Origin of the sequence: Butyrivibrio sp. M55 (assembly GCF_900116865.1) — a bacterium.
Classification (GTDB): Bacteria; Bacillota; Clostridia; order Lachnospirales; family Lachnospiraceae; genus Butyrivibrio.
The window spans coordinates 302,142-322,627 of sequence record NZ_FPCD01000004.1 but is presented as its reverse complement, the minus strand read 5'-3'; the positions used below and the strand labels follow the sequence as shown (position 1 = coordinate 322,627).

General features: G+C 41.5%; 15 protein-coding genes. All 15 read right to left on the bottom strand.

Annotated elements, in window-relative coordinates:
• Positions 1-12: 12 nt before the first annotated feature.
• The 15 genes from BM398_RS07385 to BM398_RS07315 all read right to left on the bottom strand — a co-directional run bounded on the left by BM398_RS07385 (position 13) and on the right by BM398_RS07315 (position 20,467).
• On the bottom strand, positions 13-1,293 hold the full coding sequence (locus BM398_RS07385; protein WP_092337090.1) for an LCP family protein: 1,281 nt from the start codon (positions 1,291-1,293) through the stop codon (positions 13-15).
• 149 nt (positions 1,294-1,442) lie between these two features.
• Positions 1,443-2,831, bottom strand: coding sequence for an undecaprenyl-phosphate glucose phosphotransferase (locus BM398_RS07380; protein WP_092337089.1), 1,389 nt, complete (start codon positions 2,829-2,831; stop codon positions 1,443-1,445).
• Positions 2,828-3,799, bottom strand: a complete 972-nt coding sequence (locus BM398_RS07375; RefSeq protein WP_092337114.1) for a glycosyltransferase family 2 protein — start codon at positions 3,797-3,799, stop codon at positions 2,828-2,830. Before BM398_RS07375 ends, BM398_RS07380 begins: the two co-directional genes overlap by 4 nt.
• Before the next feature lie 5 nt (positions 3,800-3,804).
• Entirely contained in the window at positions 3,805-5,208 is a 1,404-nt protein-coding gene (locus tag BM398_RS07370; protein WP_092337088.1) for a glycosyltransferase family 2 protein, read from the bottom strand.
• 114 nt (positions 5,209-5,322) lie between these two features.
• Positions 5,323-7,062 carry a phospho-sugar mutase gene (locus BM398_RS07365; RefSeq protein WP_092337087.1) on the bottom strand — a complete coding sequence of 580 codons (1,740 nt, stop codon included), beginning with the start codon at positions 7,060-7,062 and terminating at the stop codon, positions 5,323-5,325.
• Positions 7,063-7,127: 65 nt separating this feature from the next.
• On the bottom strand, positions 7,128-9,188 hold the full coding sequence (locus BM398_RS07360) for a glycosyltransferase family 2 protein (RefSeq protein ID WP_092337086.1): 2,061 nt from the start codon (positions 9,186-9,188) through the stop codon (positions 7,128-7,130).
• A gap of 26 nt (positions 9,189-9,214) precedes the next feature.
• Positions 9,215-11,326: a glycosyltransferase gene (locus tag BM398_RS07355; RefSeq protein WP_092337085.1), complete on the bottom strand. Its 2,112-nt coding sequence runs from the start codon at positions 11,324-11,326 to the stop codon at positions 9,215-9,217.
• Positions 11,327-11,335: 9 nt separating this feature from the next.
• Positions 11,336-13,495, bottom strand: a complete 2,160-nt coding sequence (locus tag BM398_RS07350) for a class I SAM-dependent methyltransferase (RefSeq protein ID WP_092337084.1) — start codon at positions 13,493-13,495, stop codon at positions 11,336-11,338.
• Complete coding sequence (locus tag BM398_RS07345) at positions 13,479-14,885, bottom strand: ABC transporter ATP-binding protein (protein ID WP_092337083.1); 1,407 nt, start codon at positions 14,883-14,885, stop codon at positions 13,479-13,481. Before BM398_RS07345 ends, BM398_RS07350 begins: the two co-directional genes overlap by 17 nt.
• Positions 14,886-14,927: 42 nt before the next feature.
• Positions 14,928-16,004, bottom strand: coding sequence for an ABC transporter permease (locus BM398_RS07340; RefSeq protein ID WP_242949778.1), 1,077 nt, complete (start codon positions 16,002-16,004; stop codon positions 14,928-14,930).
• On the bottom strand, positions 16,001-16,546 hold the full coding sequence (rfbC, locus tag BM398_RS07335; protein ID WP_026655779.1) for a dTDP-4-dehydrorhamnose 3,5-epimerase: 546 nt from the start codon (positions 16,544-16,546) through the stop codon (positions 16,001-16,003). Before rfbC ends, BM398_RS07340 begins: the two co-directional genes overlap by 4 nt.
• A 14-nt stretch (positions 16,547-16,560) precedes the next feature.
• On the bottom strand, positions 16,561-16,935 hold the full coding sequence (locus tag BM398_RS07330) for a hypothetical protein (protein ID WP_092337082.1): 375 nt from the start codon (positions 16,933-16,935) through the stop codon (positions 16,561-16,563).
• Positions 16,936-16,968: 33 nt separating this feature from the next.
• The gene (gene rfbA / locus BM398_RS07325) at positions 16,969-17,838 is read right to left on the bottom strand and encodes a glucose-1-phosphate thymidylyltransferase RfbA (RefSeq protein WP_092337081.1); all 870 of its coding nucleotides are present in this window, start codon (positions 17,836-17,838) and stop codon (positions 16,969-16,971) included.
• Positions 17,839-17,853: 15 nt separating this feature from the next.
• Entirely contained in the window at positions 17,854-18,939 is a 1,086-nt protein-coding gene (gene rfbB / locus BM398_RS07320) for a dTDP-glucose 4,6-dehydratase (protein WP_092337080.1), read from the bottom strand.
• 19 nt (positions 18,940-18,958) lie between these two features.
• Positions 18,959-20,467, bottom strand: coding sequence for a hypothetical protein (locus tag BM398_RS07315; RefSeq protein ID WP_092337079.1), 1,509 nt, complete (start codon positions 20,465-20,467; stop codon positions 18,959-18,961).
• Positions 20,468-20,486 lie beyond the last annotated feature (19 nt).

Genomic DNA, 20,486 nt, shown 5'->3' with positions numbered 1-20,486 from the left:
CCCGTAGGTTAATTATTTGCCTGCGCCGGTATCTGTACTGATCTTCTGACTGTACTTCTTAACATCTTCAGATACAGCATACTCAGTATCATTGAAGAGGAATCCGTGAAGCCACTTAACATTGCTCTCAAGATCCACAGGTGCTACAACACTCTTCTTTCCAACTCTGGCATTAGGATTAATCATGCCTTCGCTGGGGAATCCGGCCTGATCTACGATTTCATACTTAGGTACGTTCTTGATCAGTTTAAATATTGCATCAGACTTAAGTGTTGTATATGATTCCTTCAAAATCTTACTTGCAACATCTTCAAGTTCTGAAGGACTCTTCTTTTTAGCCTCTACAAGACAAGCCTGAATTACTTCTCTCTGTCTTGCCGCACGGTCGATATCACCGTTTGCCGTATATCTTACTCGGCAGTAAGCTGTAGCCTGAAGACCTGTAAGTCTCTGAAGTCCTGCTTTCTCTACAGGCTTATATTCCATCTTAAGCTCCTGAGCCATTGTGTTCTCGTAGTTATTAAGGTGCTTAACAACGTTCTCGGGAACATCGATCTCTACACCGCCCAAAGCATCAACAACATCTGTCAATCCTCTGAAACCGATTGTATAACAATGCTTAATATCCATATCAAGGTTCATATTGAGCATCTTGATTGCCTGCTCAGGACCGCCGTATACATATGCAGCATTACACTTATCATAAGAGTCATCACTAAGATTAAGCCATGTATCACGATATACGGAACAAAGTCTGATCTCACCTGTATCATTGTTGATAGAGCAGATTATGATCGAGTCTGTTCTTGTCTTCTTATCAAGCTGACCCTTTCTTGAGTCAACACCAAAAAGAGCAATATTTGTATATCCCTTCATGTGCTCACTGTCTGCAGCTGCATCACTGATACTTTCATTAATCTCAGACTCATCAAGATCGACTCTTCCGACCTTTGTAGCTCCCATCTTAAAGAATATGTTATAAGCAGCAACCAAAAGTAACAACGCAACTGCGATCTCACTTATAAGGAGTATTAATGCTTTATTATTTTTCTTACCATTTCTGGGTGCACCGGGTCTTGAAGACGATCCACCTCTTCTGGGGTCATCGTATCTGGAGCCTCTTCCGTCAGGTTCTCTTCTTCTGACAGGACGCTCATCATAATCATCATAATCACGTCTAGATCTAGAGTCTCTGCCTCTTCCTGAGGCTCTCATATCGTCTCTGTATCTATCATCTCTCTGAGAAGGTCTGCGACCGCCTCTGTCATAATATTCATCATCACGATTAGCCATATTACCTCTCCACTTCTCCATGTTGTCCCAACAAATTGGTCATTGATTATTAAAACTTCCATGCAACACTTTTTAACATTTGCGTAAAAAAGTTAGCGTATACCCAATACATTTTGCCACAAAAGTGAAAAATATACAAGTCTATACGCTCAATATGCATTTTTATTGACAATTCCGTATCTTATCGTCCCGATTATTATTCTGAAATCAAACATCATCGACCAATTTTCGATGTAATAGAGGTCATATTCAATTCTTTTTCTGATAGAAGTATCTCCTCTGTAGCCGTTTATCTGAGCCCAACCTGTGAGCCCGGGTCTTACCTGATGCTTAACCATGTATCTCGGAATCTCTTCCTTAAACTTTTCAACAAACTGGGGTCTCTCAGGTCTTGGTCCGACAATACTCATCTGTCCGATCAATATGTTAAAAAGCTGCGGAAGTTCATCTATACTTGTTTTTCTGATGAATTTACCTATCGTTGTAACTCTCGGATCGTCCTTCGTGGTCCAGCCCTTTTTCTCTTCAGATTCGGTCTGGACTCTCATGCTCCTGAATTTATACATATTGAATGTTTTGCCGTTAAGTCCCACTCTTTCCTGCTTAAAAAGTATTGGCCCGTTGTCCGTACTCTTTATAAGAAAAGCCACAACAAACATCAGCGGCGAACACAATATAATTCCTATCAGAGAGCCGATTATATCCACCATTCTCTTTGCAAGCCTGTTAAACGAATTTGTAAGCGGCACATATCTGATATTAATAACAGGAATTCCCTGTACATCCTCTGTAAACGGATTACTCGGGAAAAGAGATGAATAATCCGGAATAAACTTGGTATGTACTCCCGAATTCTCACACTTTGCCACAAGTTCCTCAAGTCTGTCGTAGTCATTAAGAGGAAGCGTGATAGTTATCTCATCATAATTGTTGCCCTGAAGATAATCTGCAAGTTTATCAATGTTTCCGATAACTTCTATTCCGTGATAGCTTGTTCCGATCGGTACAAAATCATCCAAAACACCTGCGATCACATATCCCCACTGGGGATTATCAAGAATTCTGTTGATATACCCTTCTGCTGCTCTTGAATAACCGACCAGCAAAATGTGCTTTATGTTATAGCCTTTTTTCCTGATAAATTGCAGGAATTTTCTCAGAAGCCCGTGAGCTATCGTCGTCGCAACAACGTTTATCGCAAAAAAGATAACCGTAAGTTTTCGGGAATAGTCGCCCTTGTTAATTACAAACAAAAGTACATACAATCCCAGCACTCCAAGCACATTGGCCTCGAATATATCAATAAACTCATCCCAGAGTTTAAGTGCGCGCCTTGATGTATACAGCTGCATAAGATAATAAAGAAACAAATACGCCGGAACAACATATATCAGATATCTAAAATATTCTTCCTGCGAATACTGTCCTATAGTGGGATCCTTGATTATAAAATAAGACGCAATATATGAACCGGCTATGATCAGCCCGTCCACAATGACATGCGCTCTATTTAAATGTACCTGATTGTCCTTGATCATACTCTTGTTGCCCCAAATCTTCTTGCAATATTAATCCACAGTTCAAGCTGAAGGCCTGCGCATGCAAGAAACTCCTTCTTTCCAAACTTCTGCCTCCTGTCCGCATTTTTCAAGATCTTGGAAAAGCCGGCCATGATTCCCCTGACATGGCTCATTCCCAATCCTTTACGCACATAGAAGACATGCTTAATAATAATCCCGGCGATAATAAAAGGTAAATTTATAATTATCTGCAAAACCGGCATATTCTTATAAATAAAGTATAAGTTATTACCTGCTGTTAATTCAACCTTAAAAGAGTTGTATCTTGAGCCCGAAGTTCCGCTTCCCGCGTGATAAACAAGGGCATCCGGGTCACAGGCATTTATATATCCCTTTATTCTTGCCCTGTATCCTATATCAACGTCCTCAAGATAGCAAAAATGTTTCTCGTCAAAATATCCGATTTCATCAAACAAAGCACGCCTGTATATCGCAGCACCTGCGCAAGCAGATGTTACGGCTGTCTGTTTCGTAAGAAAGCTGCTCTTTTTATCTCTTCCCGGTGAAAATGCCCATCCCAGAGCACAATAATAGTCACCGCAATCGTCAATAAACTCGGGATTTTTGAGCTGAAGAAGCTTTGCCTGAACACTGAAGAGTTTTTTTCCTCTGTTCATGGTTCTGACCAAAGACTCGACTGCCCTCTCATCGCATACCGTATCATCATTAAGTAAAAAAACATACTCGGAATCTGCTGCCTTTATTCCAACGTTCACGGCATTTGCAAATCCGGTATTCTCGTCAAGAGCAATAACTTCGACATCGGTGTACTTACCCATGATATATTCAGCGCTTCCGTCCGTTGAACCGTTATCGACAATGATAACGCGAAAGTCGCTATACGTCTGCTTTTTAAGACTTCTAAGGCAGTCATCAAGATATTTTTTTCCGTTATAATTGGGTATTACCACCGTAACTGTTTCCATAGCGATCATATCCTCTTAACAACCTGCGGATCCCACATAATTCTAAGTCCGCGTTTTCTAACTTCATCGCACACGCGGAAGCTGAACTCTATGATTTCTTCCTCAGAGAGCCCTGCAAATCTGTCATCTGCAGTATTATCATTAAATGTATCTAAATATTTCCGGCCCGTAATCTCTTCATAGGCGCCGATAAACTCAGGTCTTATCGCCATGCATCTTATATCAACCGCATAGCAATCCTGCTGAACTACAGCTCTGTGCTGAAGCCCTCCGCTATATCCTACTAAAAGCCCTTTATAAAGAGCTGTTTTGTCCTTTTCATATATTCCGCCCGCGATCTTCTTTTTATCATCTACGAGCTTACCGCCCACACATCCTATATCTTTTCTGCATGTCAGGATATCGGGCTTGTAATCTACCCTGTAGAAACCAAGATGCGGAAGATTTGAAACTTCTGCTTCTATCTTTGCATCATTAAATGCCGATTCAATCGCACGAAGCCCCGCCTCGTAAGCATACATCTTACTTGCAGGGTTGGCAGCGGTAGATTCGCTGTGGCATCTCCAGTGATAGAGAACCTTACTTATATGCGCCATCTGTCCCGAAGCCATGTCCATAGAAAGAGCCGCTTCGCAACTTGTTCTCAAAAATAAGTCAAAATCCTGCGCACCGTCAAACTTTGACCTTAGTTTTAATCTCTTTATTATATCCCCTCTTATAACCGTAAAGTGGCAGATATAATTATTTGAAAAAAGATAGTCCATGTTAAAAGAGGGCTTTGCATGATGCTCGTAAAAGCGCCTCTCGCCATTGCTGTCTTCAAACTTATCCTCATCTGAATATATAAGCCTTATAGGGCAGTTTTTATATCCGGACAGATGATTTTGCTTCATGCTCTTTTTAATGACTCTAAAGACCTCATAAAGAGCATCAGGAGTAAGAAGATCGTCGTGGTCCAAAAGACCTATATAATCTCCCCTCGCAAATTCAATTGCCCTGTTTGTATTCTCGGAAATCCCTGCATTTTCCTCAAGGCGATGATACTTGATCCTCGGATCGTTCTTCGCATATTCTTCCGCAAGAGTAAGAGCTTCAGGCGAAGCATCTGCGAGCACGAGCTCCCAATTTGCATAGCTCTGCGCTATAACAGATTCGATCATCTCCTTAAGGTACTCCGAAGGAGTGTTGTATATGGGAACAACAATGCTGAAGTTCACCGTCTCCCCTTCCTCTGCGAATCGCCTGTACTCAAGGTTCTGTTCCTTAAGGACATCTTCGGAAAGAGAATGAAATTCGTAATTCTCAGAAGCACGTAATGAAGTTTTTTCAAGGGCAGCAAAAAATGCGGCCTCAACACCATTGCGCTTAGCATATGTTATTGTTTTTATGACCGCATTTTTGATTCCCATAATTATTTATATCCTAACTATTTATTATTTCATATATAAGGAACTTACCTCTCGCTACGCTCGACGTAAGACGTTCGAACCAGCTTCGAAAGAACCTCAGCAGGTTCTCTCAGCTTAGCCTACCGCATTCTTAACAGCTTCGGTAAGTTCATTCTGAAGCTTTTCGGCATCTTCCAAGTTCTTACCTTTTACGCCCATGTAGAACTTGATCTTGGGCTCTGTTCCTGAAGGTCTTGCACAGCACCATGAATCATCATTAAGTGCAAAATACAGAACGTTTGAAGAAGGAAGTCCTGTCTTGGACTCTGCACCTGTCTCCATGTTTATAACTTTATCTGTCTTATAATCTCTGAACTCTTCAACTTTCCAGTTTCCGAATGTCTTGGGAGGATTATTTCTGAGCTTCTCCATGATAGCTGCGATCTGCTCAGCGCCTTCCTTACCCTTCATTGTGATAGAATACTGACCTTCTTTGTAATAGCCGTACTCTTCGTACATATCGATCATTGCATCCCAAACGCTCTTGCCCTGCTTCTTATAGAAAGCTGCAAGCTCGCAGAGGCACATAACGGCAACGATAGCATCCTTATCTCTTGCATGTGTTCCGGCAAGGCATCCGTAAGACTCCTCCAGACCGAATACATAGTTATGAGACTGATTGTTCTCTTCATAAATCTTGATCTGCTCACCGATATACTTAAATCCTGTAAGAACCTCAGTATAATAAAGTCCGTACTTTTCAGCAACACGTTTTGCCATATTTGTGGTAACGATAGTTGTTACAAAAGCAGGGTTTGCAGGCATTGTTTTTGTATTTGTACGCTCTCTTAAGATATACTCACCGATAAGCATACCGGACATATTACCTGTAAATCCGACATATTCGCCTGTCTTAAGATCCTTAGCGTAGATTCCGAGACGGTCTGCATCGGGATCGGTTGCAAGAACGATGTCTGCATCCTTTTCTTTTGCAAGTTCAAGCGCAAGCTTAAATGCCTTGGGATCCTCGGGATTGGGATATTCCAAAGTTGTGAAATCAGGGTCGGGAGCTTCCTGCTCGGGAACCACATACACATTCTTAAATCCAAGCTCTTTCAAAACTCTTCTAACCGGAAGGTTACCTGTTCCGTGGAAAGGTGTATATACAATGCTGAACTTATCAGCCATCTCATCGATAACATCCTGATGGATGATCTGCTTCTTAAGCTCAGCCATGTACTTGTCATCTATCTCTGTTCCAAAAGAAACATAAAGTCCCTGTGCGATTGCATCCTCTTTGGACATTGTCTTAACTTCATGATAGTCCTTTATAGCCACAACCTCAGCAATTATTCCGGTATCATGAGGAGGTGTTACCTGTGCGCCATCTTCCCAATATACCTTGTATCCGTTGTATTCCGGGGGATTGTGAGAAGCCGTTACCATTACACCTGCGATACATCCAAACTCTCTGAGCGCAAAAGAAAGCTCGGGTGTGGGACGTAAGATATCACTTACATAAGCCTTGATTCCGTTTGCAGCAAGGCAAAGAGCAGTCTCATCGGCAAACTCGGGTGAGAATCTTCTGCAGTCAAAAGAGATTGCAACACCCTTCTTAGCTGCATCGGGGCCGCCGTTTTTCTTGATATAATTTGCAAGTCCCTGTGTTGCTTTTCTTACAACGTACTTGTTCATTCTGTTTGTTCCGGCACCTATAACGCCTCTAAGTCCGCCGGTACCAAACTCAAGCTCTCTGTAAAATCTATCCTCAACTTCAGCCTCATCATTTCTGATAGCCATTAATTCCTGTTTAGTCTCGTCATCAAAATATGGATCGTTAAGCCAATATTCAAGCTGTTTTGATGCTTCACTCATTTTTTCTTCCCTCCTTAGGATAAAACTACTGATTTATTATAGCATGATTTATATTTCATCACGCTTTATTGATCCCTTAAACTCGAATACCCCTCAACATTCAGACTGTAATCGCTTCTGTCCAGAGAAAAATTCGGATTGTAATACGGATCTCCCTTATCAAGGATTTCCTTCCACTTTGTTCTAAAGTGTTCCGACTCATCTTCATAGCGTTTCGCATTCTCTCCCTCAAGGTCAAGACCTCTTGAAAGAGATTCGTAATGAAACATCTCAGCAAAAGGAGTAAACACGTTTAGATACCCTTTTTCTCTGAGTTTAAGGCAAAAATCAACATCGTTTAGGCTCACTTCAAAAGTCTCGTCAAGTCCTCCGACCTCATCGTACTTCTTTCGTGAAACCATGAGACACGCTCCCGTAACGGCACTTACATTCTGAGCATAGCAAAGTCTGCCCATATATCCCAGATTCATACCTGCCTGTCCGTAATGGGAATGTCCTGCTGTTCTGTGGGCGCCGAGCTTAAGAACAACACCTGCGTGCTGAATCTTTCTGTCGGGGAAATAAAGCTTTGCTCCGACCGCTCCGACATCCGCTCTCTGAGCGTACATCAAAAGTTCCTCTATCCAGTTTACGGTTATAACCTTTGTGTCGTTGTTAAGAAGGATGATGTACTCACCATCAGATGCCTTCACACCGTAATTTACAACCTTAGAATAATTAAACTTAGGTTTTGAACCGTCAGGATTAAGATTGCTCTTATCTTCGTAGAAGTCTACGACCTTCACAATATCTTTTAACGATCCTGACTTAAGTTCATCATAGTAGCCCTTTATCTCAGAGCCCTTACTTCCGTTCTCAACAACTATGATTTCATAGTTGTCGTAAACAGATTTCTCATATATTGAATCTATGCACCTTCTAAGATCCTCTGCATGTTCGCAATTGGGAATCACAATACTTACCTTAGGTGTTCCCACAACCTCATAGCTTATCTTAAAAATTGTCTCAAAAGCTCTGGTGCTTGTAATCTTAAAGTGATCGTATCCGTGGCGCCTTAAGTGGTCTGCCACGGCTCCCTTTGCAGCCTCTATCGCATAGGGTTTAGCGCTTATATCCGACGCAACGCTTCCCGCATGAGATCTCCAGTAGTATAAAAGCTTTGGAATATGCACGATATGCTCTGCTTTATCTGTAAGCCTCAATATCATGTCATGATCCTGGCTTCCGTCAAATTTAGTTCTAAAGAGCTCTGTTCCGTCAAGGAGAGTTCTTTTAAATACACTGAAATGACAGATATAATTGTTTGCCCTTAAGTTATCAATAGCATAATCAGGCTTAAAGTGCATTGTTATCATCTTGTTGATGTCATCGCCCTTAAAGGTCGTCTCATCGCAATAGATGTAATCCGCATTCTCCTCATTTATAGCCTTAACATACCAGTAAAGTACTTCCGGATGAAGAATATCATCATGGTCAAAAAGACCTATATACTCGCCCTTTGCAAGCTCAAGACAGTGATTTGTATTTCCCGAGATACCCTCGTTCTTCTCAAGCTTTTCGTAGGAAATCTTGCAATTTCCCTCTTTGTCCAAAGCTCTGCCTTCTTTCATATATTCGCTTACAATCTGCGATACAAGTCCGACATGCTCATCATCGGAACCGTCAGCAAGGCAAAGTTGCCAGTTTGAATATGTCTGAACAAGAACAGACTCGATCATATCTCTAAGGAATTTCTCAGGTGTGTTGTAAAGAGGCACCAGTATTGATATCAAAGGCGCTTTCTCGAAAACAGTCTCTTCCTGCTCTTTTCTTACTTCAGGAGTGGGAAAACTCTCCGTTCCGTAATGAGTCATGGCCTTTTTTTCTACCTGCTTGTACTTTATCTTGGCGATAACTCCCTTTACAGAGCCCTGATTTCTCACCCTGTCGATCTGCCTTATCGTAAAGTGCATGGCATTTCTCGCAGGTGTACTTGCCTTCCAGATAGGATTGTTCTTGATCCTTGAAAGCTTAAATTCAAGCTCGCTGTTCTTATCTTCAAGTTCCGCAATCCTTGATGCAAGATCTGCGCTCTTTAACTTTTCTTTTTCATATGCTGCTTTAAAATCAAAATCTTTTTCTGACATAAAAACTTCCAATCAATTCCTTACATTCAATTCTTAACATGTAATATGTTCGGTACCCAGTTAATGAGCTTAAGCCTGCTCGTTCTGTCTATTGCAAGCATTCCGATCTGATAAAATCCGGGTTTTAACTCACCCTTTTTAATCTTAAGCTTATATCCCGTAAGGTCCACATTGACCTGATCCTGGAGTCTGACCCTTATGTCAGGTCTGTACCAGATATAAGGCGTAAAGCTGTAAACTTCAGGTCCCACAGGTCCCGCTCCGTCCTCGTATCTCTCAACAAGTCTCAAAAGGAGCTTTTTATCATAAATCGCATTATCAGATCCGATAACAAAACTGTATCCCTTGAGATAATATCCCTCCATGTTATCGGCGGTGTTAAATCCATAAAGCCAGTTGTCCATAGACGCATTGTACTCGCAACCTACTCTCAGGCACTGGTCTTCTCTCGCGCCCTTGATACCCTTCTCGTGAAGAACGGGCGACATGTAGGGAATATCCTCAACAGGCGTATAGTCTTCTCTCGGAATGATCGCCGATATCGTCTCATCTTCCGTAAGATGCGGGCTGTAAAAAGGATCCTTGTTATACAGGTGTGCGTGTCTCTTCATGAGCACCTCACCCTCGGATGCCAGTCTCTCCATCTTCTTCGGATCAAGGTTATCAAGTCCCCTTGTAAGAGACTCATGATGCAAAAGATATGTATGATTGCAACAAACGTTGTAATAACCCTTTTCAAAAACACTATAGCAGAAATCCACGTCATTGAAAGCAACCTTAAGGTCTTCGGGGAAACCTCCCACATCGTTGAACTTGCGTCTGCTTATGAGAAGGCAGGCCGCAGTCACGCCTATCATGTTGTGTATTCCTCTGTTATAGCCAAAATAATGGCTCTTATTGTCATGCATCTTCTGAAGCTTGTGAACAGGGCCTCTTCTTACATTTGCAATTCCCGCATGCTGTATAAGATCGGTCTTAGGATAGATAAGCTTTGCTCCGACAGCTCCCACATGTTTAAGCTGGGCCTGTGAAATAAGCTCCGTCAACCATCCGTCTTTAACCGCCTCAATATCATCATTGAGGAAAAGAAGATACTCTCCCGTACAGCTTCTCGCTCCCTGATTACACATAGCCGAGAAATTAAAGTCCTGAAGCTTGTATATATAATTTATCTTGGTAAGTCCGTTTTTTCTTGGTGCTCTCGATGCATACACACCGTACTTAACCCTGTTTGACGCAGAACTTCCGTTGTCTATGACAACAATGTCATATGTTATTCCGGCATCCTTAGTTGTCTCGATTATCGAATTAAGACACTGCTGAAAAACCTCCGGATGATCCTTTGACGGAATAATAATACTCACCGTCACTGGCTTAAGCAGCATATGTCTTGAGTTATGAAAACCTCTTCCGTAAAAGACATCCTGCCCTGCGTTTCTGTGAAACAAAACCTCTCTTATATGACCGATCGGAAGCTCCGTTCCCGTCCTCTTCGCAAACGCCCTCTCATGAATAGCGAGCATGCAAAAGAGAACGTCGGCTGAAAGAAGTGATGCTTCAAGTCCGATCTGCTCGGGAGAATTTTTCTTATTCGCCGTTCCTCCGAGCATCTTGACAGCATTGTCATATTCAGGTATTGCATCGTGTACAGTCTTTGATCTGCAAGCAAAAACACTGCCTATATAAAACGCATTTAGATATGAATCCGGTGACCAGTCGGGCTTAAAGAAAGGATGGATATACTTTCCGCCGCTTCCGATCTCATCCTCGTCCGCATAAACAACGTTATGCTCCGGATGCGCTATAAAATACTGTTTTATTACTTCTCCGGCTCTTTTCGTAAGTTTTCCCTTTGGACTTACAAAAATGTATACCGTGTTTTCATCGTTTTTGGCGTCAGTCATCTCCCATACTTTTGCATATGGAACAACCTTTACCTTAGGTTCCGGAAGCTTATGCGGTATAAGTTCTCCGTTCTCTCCCGTCTCATACTGAACGGGCGCTTCCGCCTGGATAACAGGGCTCTTCTCGATGTTCTTTTGCCATTTGTCATAAGCTGATGCCTTGGCATTGACCATCCTGTTGTATTTAGCTGTTCTTTTTGTTGCAAGAGTACTTTTAACTAACCCCTTAAGCATTCCCCGTTTTTACTCCTCGTCTCTGTAATAACGTGCCTCACGCTTTTCAACAATCTTTCTTCCGATTTTCTTTATTATCCCCACTTTTTCCTTTTGCTCAGCACTAGGCTGAAGATCAACGGAATTGATAATAGCATCTGCGGCGTTTTTAGGAACCATCGTAGTAAGAAGTCTCACCGTGAGATGATTATTCTCCTTTACACTGAGTCCGCTTGCCGTAAGATCGAACTCAATATTCGGGTCGTCTGTATTAAACATGAAGGAATCATCTGTGATCCACTCGCCGTTTACAGGCTTAAGTGTAATATCCGCCGAGCCGTCCTCGATAGACAATCCGTTCCATGCAGCCTCTATCACTGTAACCATGCAGGGAGCAAATGCAGGATCAAGCCTCAGCACCTTGCACCTTGAATCTACCGGAATATCGAGACTTATCTCGTTCTTGTCATCGTATTGCTCCTCGGGGAATATCGAATCATCCTCCGAATATCCAAATCCCTCGTCAAAGTAAACCTGAACGCAGTCTGCAGCTCTTGCCGCATCCGCCGACTTTGAGAGTTCCTTTGGAACAATAACTTTTCTTCCTATATCTTTCCAGATCTCAACGAGAGACTTTCTGTTTCCCGTAACATATTTCTGGAATGCATATTCTTCATCAAGAAGAACCTTCATCTCTTTTTCTTTTAACCCAAGTCTCTCATATACAGGCTTCGGATCAAACTTCTCTCTCTTCCTGTCTTCGAGTCTGTAGCAATAGAGTGCTCTCCACACCTGCTCCTTGGGCGGAATACATTTTCCGTAAGTCCACTCATAATCAATTATAGTCCAGATAGGTCCGTTTACCATTATGTTGGAAAAGATAAGGTCGTAGTCGGACACAGGATAATCCGGCTTATAATTAAGTCTCTTAATATACTCATTTATAAGTGCATCGAAGGCTTCCATATCATCCCTGTCTATGCACTGATCAAGAAGTGACGCAAGAGGAACACCGTTTACAAAAGAAAAAACAGCACATCCTTCCGTCTCATCTATCTGGCAATCATTTATCTCAAAATCGCCGCCCCTGAACTTCTCCTGAAGTCCGAGATAAGCATCCCTTAGACCGAAAACATGCTCTCGTGCAGCCTCAGTCAGCGGGAATTTCTTAATAACTTTTCTTCCCGTTCTGCTTATGGCGATATCTGTTCTTATCTTGAATTCATCAACTCTGTCGTTGCTGTACTTACTGTATACGGTATCAAACCCGGGTCCCAGTATTACTTCAAAAGAGTTGGCAAAATCCGGATACATTCCGTCTTTGACAAGATCCTCATATGCATGTTTCTCGTTAAAGAGGATCATTCTGTCCCTGTCAAAGTTTCTGACATTGTCCTGAAGCTCTCCGAACTTAGGGAAATAAGAATCGGAATGGATCATTGTCATGAGCTTGTAATCAGGGTACGGATAGTAGAAATGATAATCATTCATTCCACACTTTTTAAATATATTGATAAGTCCGTTTCTTGTAAAAGTCTTGGCAACGCTGTCAGCCGTATAACCTTCGATTCCCTTAAAGTATGTTCCGAGATGATCTTCCGAACATCCGGCAAAATACTTAAGTCCAAGACGGTTCTCTATGGCAATTACAATTCTTCCGCCCTTTTTAAGGTGTCTGTTAAGCATTCTGAGGAACTTCTCGTACGGATTGTCCGTTCCGATATATCCCTGTCCGTACTCAAACACGCCGATAAGGAATATATAATCAAAATCTCTGTCAAGATCCGGCTCAATATCCCTGAAGTTTCCCACGTGAATGGTCACGTTTCCGCATTCTTTGTTCCTGTAGGCATTGATCTCTGATCTTCTTCTCGAAAGATCGCACGAAACAACACTCGCTGCTTTCTTTGAAAGCATTCCCGTTATCGCTCCGCATCCGGATCCGACCTCAAGTACCTTTGCGTTTGGATCCATAGGAATCCACTCGACAATATTCGCTCTCTGCTCAGAAAGATGGTAGAGGATAGGCCAGCTTGCTTTTTTCTCTATAATTTCCTGAAACTCTTCTTTTTTATGATTTTTTACAATCTCAAGAAGATCGTTCTCTACAGCACCGTCACTGTACAGATCGACCCCGGAATAATGTTTGAAATTAAGTGTGACATTGCCAATCTTAATCTGTTCCTGCATCTATATCTCTCACTTTACATGTTGTGTTCATGTCATAATATCCAACCGTATTCTTATCGGATACGACCGTGATATTAAGGGCATCATACAGCCTGTGGTATACAGTAAAATCATTCTGCTCAAATCCTGTAACCCCAAAGCTTAAAAGATATTCTCCGCCCTGTAAAGACATATTCTGTGTGAAGGTTATCTCCTTCTCATCACCTGCTTTTACAGGTTCCAAAAAAGCTTTCTCAACCATGGAATTGGTACCTGTGATCTCAATTCCCATGATATTCTTGAAGGTAAGTGCAAAAATAGGTGCCGCAACATCCTTTTCGAACCTGACCTTCATGTGCACCGTAAATTCAGTACCCTTGATTATTGAGTTCGACCTCACTCCGTTTGAATCGGTAGCAAAGTACTCATAAATCTTAGCCGATCCGTCGCCGTACTCAAGAGTATCGGGATTTGCACCCGCATCTTCCTCGGAAGCCCATTCACTAAAGGTTTCCTTTCCGTCTTTTCTTTTTCCTTTTTTACCGGCATTTGCGGAGCCTTCGGAACTACTCTTCTTTATCTTGGAATCAGCTTTTTTGTCTGCTTTGGCGGCAGCTTCCCTGATATCGTCATCGTAGAGAAGATTCTCTCCGTCGCTGCTCGGAAGAGGATACTGTCCCACAAGAACCTGCTTGTAGATATCTATCATCTTCTTAGGAGTTCCCTCTCCGATGAGCACTCCCTGATTCAAAAGAACCGCTCTGTCACAGTACTTACTGATACTTGAAAGATCGTGTGACACAAAGAGGATTGTCTTACCTTTTTTCTTAAATTCCTCAAACTTATGATAGCACTTTGCCTGGAAAAATACGTCTCCTACAGAAAGTGCCTCATCTACTATAAGAATTTCGGGATCGATGTTTATCGCAACCGCAAAAGCAAGTCTTACAAACATACCGCTTGAATAAGTCTTAACCGGCTGATATACATAATCTCCGATGTCCGCGAACTCAAGGATTGCGTCCATTCTCTTTTTTATCTCATCTTCGGAAAAGCCGATCATCATACCGTTTAAGTAGATGTTGTCGATTCCGTTATATTCCATGTTAAATCCGGCTCCAAGCTCCAAAAGAGCTGAAATATGGCCGTTTACGTTTACTTCACCAGATGTCGGAGTAAGAACTCCCGTAATTATCTTAAGGATTGTAGATTTTCCGGAACCGTTTGTTCCGATGATACCTACAGTCTCACCCTTTTTTACCGTAAGATTTACGTTGTTCAGGGCAATCTTTTCCTTAAACTTTTTCCTCTTGGCAAGGCCGAGTGAATCTTTAATCCTGTCCCCCGGCTTTTCGTAAAGCGTATATGATTTAGTGAGGTTTTTTACCTCAATAGCTATATCATTCTTCATGTAAATTTCTCCATGATCTATGGATTGTTTCAAAATTATGTATCAAAGCACATCCGCAAAGTGCGGCTTAAGGCGCTTGAATAAAACTGTTCCTATACAGAAAAGAACTACAACACACAGCCAAAAATATGTCGATGAATAAAAATGTTCATAAAACCAGGTTTCACCGTAAATTGAGCTTCTGTAACCTTCCACGATATATGCCATGGGATTAAGCTTTACAAACACCTTTATAAGATCTTCATACATTCTTATTTGCTCTATTGGCATCTGTAAATCATCAGTAAAATGTTTCCTGACAGGCTCTATAATATTGCTGTTAAGATCCCAGAGAATCGGAGTATACCACTGTAAAAGCTGAATTATAATACTTATGATCTGAAGGAGATCTCTGAAAAAGACAACGAGCGCACAGGTTGCATAGCTGATAGACAAAACCAGTATAAATTCACAACCAATGTAATATATGAGCTGAATCCAGTAAATACTGGGTTCATATCCCATAATCCATGCCATCGCAAGGAGCACACCCAAAAAGAATATATGAATAAACATTGCTGCAATTATTTTGATAATAGGAAGAATGCTTATTTTAAAAAGAACTTTTTTTACAAGATAGTTATATTCAAGAAGTGCTGTTGTTCCGTTATTAAGTGCTTCCACAAAAAAGAACCACGGTACAAGACCTGCTGTGAGGTAAAGCAAATGAGGAACTATCTCCCCGTTAGGAAGAACATGAGGATCAGTCGGAAAGACTTTTCCAAAAATAATGCTGTAAAGAATAACCGTAACAACAGGCTGAACTGCGGCCCATAAAGCGCCCCATGAAGATCCGGCATATCTTTTTTTGAAATCATTGACGGAAAGTCTCACGATAAGTTTTCTGCTGTTCCAAAGTTCAACAGGAAGAACCGTAAGTTTGTCATACCAAAAATAGACCAGAATACATCCGACACCTAACAAAATACATCCGCATATTTTTTTAAGCATCTCTGTATGTTGGTCTGCAAGAGGGTTGTTATGCAAAAAAATTATCAGCGCAACCATAAACGCCAATACATAGAAAACGCCCAAGAATTTTTTCTTGGGGGGTTTTCTGATTTTCATTCTTTTTTTCAAAACTCTTTAATTCCTCCCCATTTTTTGTCCTTATCGGAAAGGTTGAGTTCTACACCATCTATAAGCGGCCATTCTACTCCAATATCGGGATCGTTCCACTTAAGTCCGCCCTCATCATTGGGATGATAGAAATCAGAGCATTTATAAGCAAATTCGGCATACTCTGAAAGAACATAAAATCCATGAGCAAATCCCTTTGGAATAAAGAACTGCTTTTTGTTCTCAGCTGATAAAACAACACCGAACCATTTTCCAAATGTAGCAGAATTTCTTCTAAGATCAACCGCAACATCAAATACTTCTCCGTTAATGCAACGAACAAGTTTATCCTGAGGATAATTTTTCTGGAAATGAAGTCCTCTTAAAACGCCCTGCTTGCTTGCAGACTGATTGTCCTGAACGAATTCAACATCAATGCCTGCTTCCACAAAGTCATTCTTGTTATAAGTCTCAACAAAATAACCTCTGGCATCTCCGAATACTGTGGGAGTTATAACCTTAAGTCCCTCTATTTCACATGTTTCAACGCTAATCTTACCCATTTCTTATCTCCAATTCAATTTGTCCCCACAACAGCTGCGGGTTCTATATAATCATTATATTCTTCGTCATCCGTGTCATCGGTAGACGCTTCGGAAGCAGAAGATCCCGCCTCATCCTTTTTTGTAACCACTACAGAAGGTATTTCCTCATTTGCATCAAAAAAACCTTCTTCAAACAAAAAGGCTTGCGTATTATCACCTATCTGCTCTCCGTACATACCGATATCACTGCTTGAAGAGGTCGCGGCAGAAGCCCCCTCGCCGGAAGCTCCTTTCTTACCGAAAATCTCATTTATTTTGTCGGCATTTGTAGCATAGACTATGACCAGCACCAAAATTAGCGCACTGACAATAGCAAGCACCGCCGTCCTGAATACCTTATAGTCCATCTGCAACCTCAGATTCTTATCTTATAAGCCCGATCAAAGTCCGTTAGCAACCTCAACCAGATATTTACCGTAGTCGGTCTTCATAAGAGGCTCAGCAAGCTTAAGAAGCTGCTCTTTGTTAATGAAGCCACGCTTATAAGCAATCTCTTCGATACATGAAACATAAAGTCCCTGTCTCTTCTGGAATGCGCATACAAAATCAGCGGCATCAAGAAGAGAATCATGATTACCTGTATCAAGCCATGCAAATCCTCTTCCCATTGTCTCAACGTGAAGAGTTCCTCTTCTCAAATACTCATTGTTTATGCTCGTGATCTCAATCTCACCACGGGCTGAAGGCTTAACATTTCTCGCTATATCAACAACATCGTTGTCGTAGAAGTAAAGTCCCGGAACCGCATAGTTACTCTTGGGATTCTCAGGCTTTTCTTCAATGCTGATAGCCTTTCCGTTCTCATCAAACTCAACTACTCCGTATGCTCTGGGATCTCTTACATAGTATCCGAAGATTGTGGCACCCTTTTCTCTTGCCGCAACATCTCGAAGAAGTTTTGAAAAACTCTGTCCGTAGAAAATATTGTCTCCAAGAACAAGTGCAACCGAATCATCACCGATAAAGTCCGCACCGATGATAAATGCATCGGCAAGGCCTCTTGGCTGATCCTGAACAGCATAGCTGAAATTCATTCCGAGCTGCTCTCCTGTTCCAAAAAGATCCTCAAATATAGGAAGGTCTCTCGGAGTTGAAATTATAAGTACATCCCTTATACCCGCAAGCATAAGAGTTGAAAGTGGATAGTAGATCATCGGCTTGTCATATACCGGCATTATCTGCTTTGAAATAGCTCTTGTAAGTGGATAAAGTCTTGTTCCTGATCCCCCCGCCAAAATTATACCTTTCATCGTAAATCTCCTCTTTTATCTTCCTGAATACATCTTTGTGTAGTATTTTTCGTAATCGCCGCTTGTAACATGCTCCATCCAGTCATTGTGATCAAAGTACCACTTAATGGTCTTTCTGATACCTTCTTTGAACATGGTCTCAGGCTCCCAGCCGATTTCCTTCTTGATCTTATCGGGAGCGATGGCATATCTTCTGTCATGACCCTTTCTGTCTGTTACATACTTGATAAGGTCATAGCTGAGCTTAGCCTTTCTGGGGTCGCTGTCATCAAGCTCTTCTCTGAGAACATCGATGATTGTCTTAACGATCTCGATATTCTGCTTCTCATTGTGTCCGCCGACATTGTATGTCTCAAAGAGTCTTCCCTTCTCCTGTACCATGTCGATTGCCTTTGCATGATCCTCAACAAAGAGCCAGTCACGTACGTTCTTACCGTCTCCGTATACAGGAAGATCTTTTCCTGCAAGTGCATTATTGATCACAAGAGGAATAAGCTTCTCAGGGAACTGATAAGGTCCGTAGTTATTAGAACAGTTAGTAATGTTTGCGGGGAACTTATATGTATCCATATAAGCCTTTACAAGCATATCTGAACTTGCCTTACTTGCTGAGTAAGGGCTGTGCGGATCGTAAGGTGTTGTCTCATAGAAATAAGCATTCGGATCATCATCGAGTGAACCGTAAACTTCATCAGTTGAAACATGAAGGAATTTCTTGCCCTCTTTGAATGTTCCGTCGGGAAGTTCCCATGCTTTCTTAGCTGCATTGAGCATAGTAGCTGTTCCGAGAACGTTAGTCTCAACGAAAATCTCGGGATTGACAATAGATCTGTCAACATGGCTCTCTGCCGCAAAGTGAACAACTCTGTCTATGTCATTCTCTTTAAAAATCTTGTTGATGGCATCTCTGTCGCAAATATTTGCTTTGACAAAAGTATAATTGTCGCGATTCTCAACATCCTTAAGATTCTCAAGATTTCCAGCATATGTAAGTGCATCAACATTTATGATGCGAATGTCGTCGCCATATTTTTTGAACATGTAGTGAATATAGTTAGAACCGATAAATCCGGCCCCTCCGGTTACAAGATAAGTTTTCATCAAAGTATACCTTTCCTTTTCATTTTTTCGTGGCTATTATATCACAAGTCAGTGCCAAGTAGAAGAGTCCCATACCGTAGCACATATATCTGGGCTGCGGGAATATCATCGATCCCGTAACCACAGAATTTATCGCAATTCCCGAAAGCGTAAGAAATGCAAATAACAGAAAATCAACCTTCACATCCTTTTCATTTCCACGATTTCCAAAAACGCTGCTCAGGAACAAGAGCACAAACGAAGTCAAAAACAGCAGATACATAAAGAATGATATCGGGATAAGAATCTTAGGACTGATATTTGCAACCGATATAACAAACGCTTTAAGTACATTTGCGGTAAATACATATATTATTGCTTTGCCGTCGCCTTTTTTTATTCTCTCAAAAGCATGTTTTAACAGAGTTTTAAAAAGAATTCCTTCTATCTCATCTTCTTTTAGCTGAGCATCACACAGCTCAAGTCCCGGAAAATGACTCGCAACATATTCATCACACTTAACCTGCACGATATCAAATCCTATGACATCATAGCTCTCCGCGTAATGCGATGCCATTGCGGGCCAGTCCGAATTAAATACATTTGCCTGATCTCTCTTTTCATAACCCGGAGCATATTCTATATTAAGCTGCTGCTCATTACAGGTGTTAAAAATATCCGTATATAACGCATCGAGATCCGGATACCCTTCATAATCTTTAAAAAGTTCCGCATCTTCGCTTCTTGCCGTGTACATAACCGTATCAAGACCGCCCTTGCTGTTTCCGATATGCTCAACAAATCTTCCGCGAAGAGCCGAATTATACATTCTGTCAATTCCTTTTATACTTGCAACAGCCGCAACTATCATAAGTATGGTTATAAAAAACTTATGAATGCCTTCCTGCCTGTTTATAAAAAGATAGATCACAAATGCAGAAAAACCCCATAAAATAAGGCAGATAAGCATCTGTTTTCTGATACTTGCAATAAGTATCGCAAGCACAAATACTCTCACAAGATTTCGCTGAAGATATACTCTGTGCAAATTCCACAGCTCTATTGTAAAAACAACAAAGAGAGGTATCGCAAGCGATTCGGTCATAATGCTCTCGGAATACATCGAACCTCTTTTGGCCGCAAATCTGTTGAGCGACGCAACCGCCATCTGCGAAAAGACACCTGCGTATCCAAGAAGCAACGCCCCGCCTGTCTTCAGATAATGGCTTGCAACATTGTAGACTTTATTTCCAAGCCGCCACGACGCATATACCCACAATAGGCTTTGAATTATCACGGCACAGAAAAGATATGAAGGTTGCCCCTTATATTCGCCTGAGAATTTAAAGGTTTCAAATATCTTTCTGATAAGCGCCAAAAAAAGCGGGTAAACAGGCTCTCTTGAGAAATCCATGCTTACATAGCTCTGGGAATCAACGCACCATACAGGGCCGTCCAAAACCGCAATTCCGATATAAAAAATTAAAGGCAAAACAAAGGACAGAATCTTAAAAGATTCCAATCCTTTGTCCTTGTTGATGTTACTCATATATTGTACCTATATTCAC

Excerpts from the sequence above, each read along its gene's own strand:
- rfbB (WP_092337080.1), bottom strand. The coding sequence starts at position 18,939 with ATGAAAACTTATCTTGTAACCGGAGGGGCCGGATTTATCGGTTCTAAC.
- rfbA (WP_092337081.1), bottom strand. The coding sequence starts at position 17,838 with ATGAAAGGTATAATTTTGGCGGGGGGATCAGGAACAAGACTTTATCCA.
- rfbC (WP_026655779.1), bottom strand. The coding sequence starts at position 16,546 with ATGGGTAAGATTAGCGTTGAAACATGTGAAATAGAGGGACTTAAGGTT.
- BM398_RS07385 (WP_092337090.1), bottom strand. The coding sequence starts at position 1,293 with ATGGCTAATCGTGATGATGAATATTATGACAGAGGCGGTCGCAGACCT.
- BM398_RS07345 (WP_092337083.1), bottom strand. The coding sequence starts at position 14,885 with ATGAAGAATGATATAGCTATTGAGGTAAAAAACCTCACTAAATCATAT.
- BM398_RS07375 (WP_092337114.1), bottom strand. The coding sequence starts at position 3,799 with ATGGAAACAGTTACGGTGGTAATACCCAATTATAACGGAAAAAAATAT.
- BM398_RS07350 (WP_092337084.1), bottom strand. The coding sequence starts at position 13,495 with ATGCAGGAACAGATTAAGATTGGCAATGTCACACTTAATTTCAAACAT.
- BM398_RS07355 (WP_092337085.1), bottom strand. The coding sequence starts at position 11,326 with ATGCTTAAGGGGTTAGTTAAAAGTACTCTTGCAACAAAAAGAACAGCT.
- BM398_RS07360 (WP_092337086.1), bottom strand. The coding sequence starts at position 9,188 with ATGTCAGAAAAAGATTTTGATTTTAAAGCAGCATATGAAAAAGAAAAG.
- BM398_RS07380 (WP_092337089.1), bottom strand. The coding sequence starts at position 2,831 with ATGATCAAGGACAATCAGGTACATTTAAATAGAGCGCATGTCATTGTG.
- BM398_RS07370 (WP_092337088.1), bottom strand. The coding sequence starts at position 5,208 with ATGGGAATCAAAAATGCGGTCATAAAAACAATAACATATGCTAAGCGC.
- BM398_RS07330 (WP_092337082.1), bottom strand. The coding sequence starts at position 16,935 with ATGGACTATAAGGTATTCAGGACGGCGGTGCTTGCTATTGTCAGTGCG.
- BM398_RS07365 (WP_092337087.1), bottom strand. The coding sequence starts at position 7,062 with ATGAGTGAAGCATCAAAACAGCTTGAATATTGGCTTAACGATCCATAT.
- BM398_RS07315 (WP_092337079.1), bottom strand. The coding sequence starts at position 20,467 with ATGAGTAACATCAACAAGGACAAAGGATTGGAATCTTTTAAGATTCTG.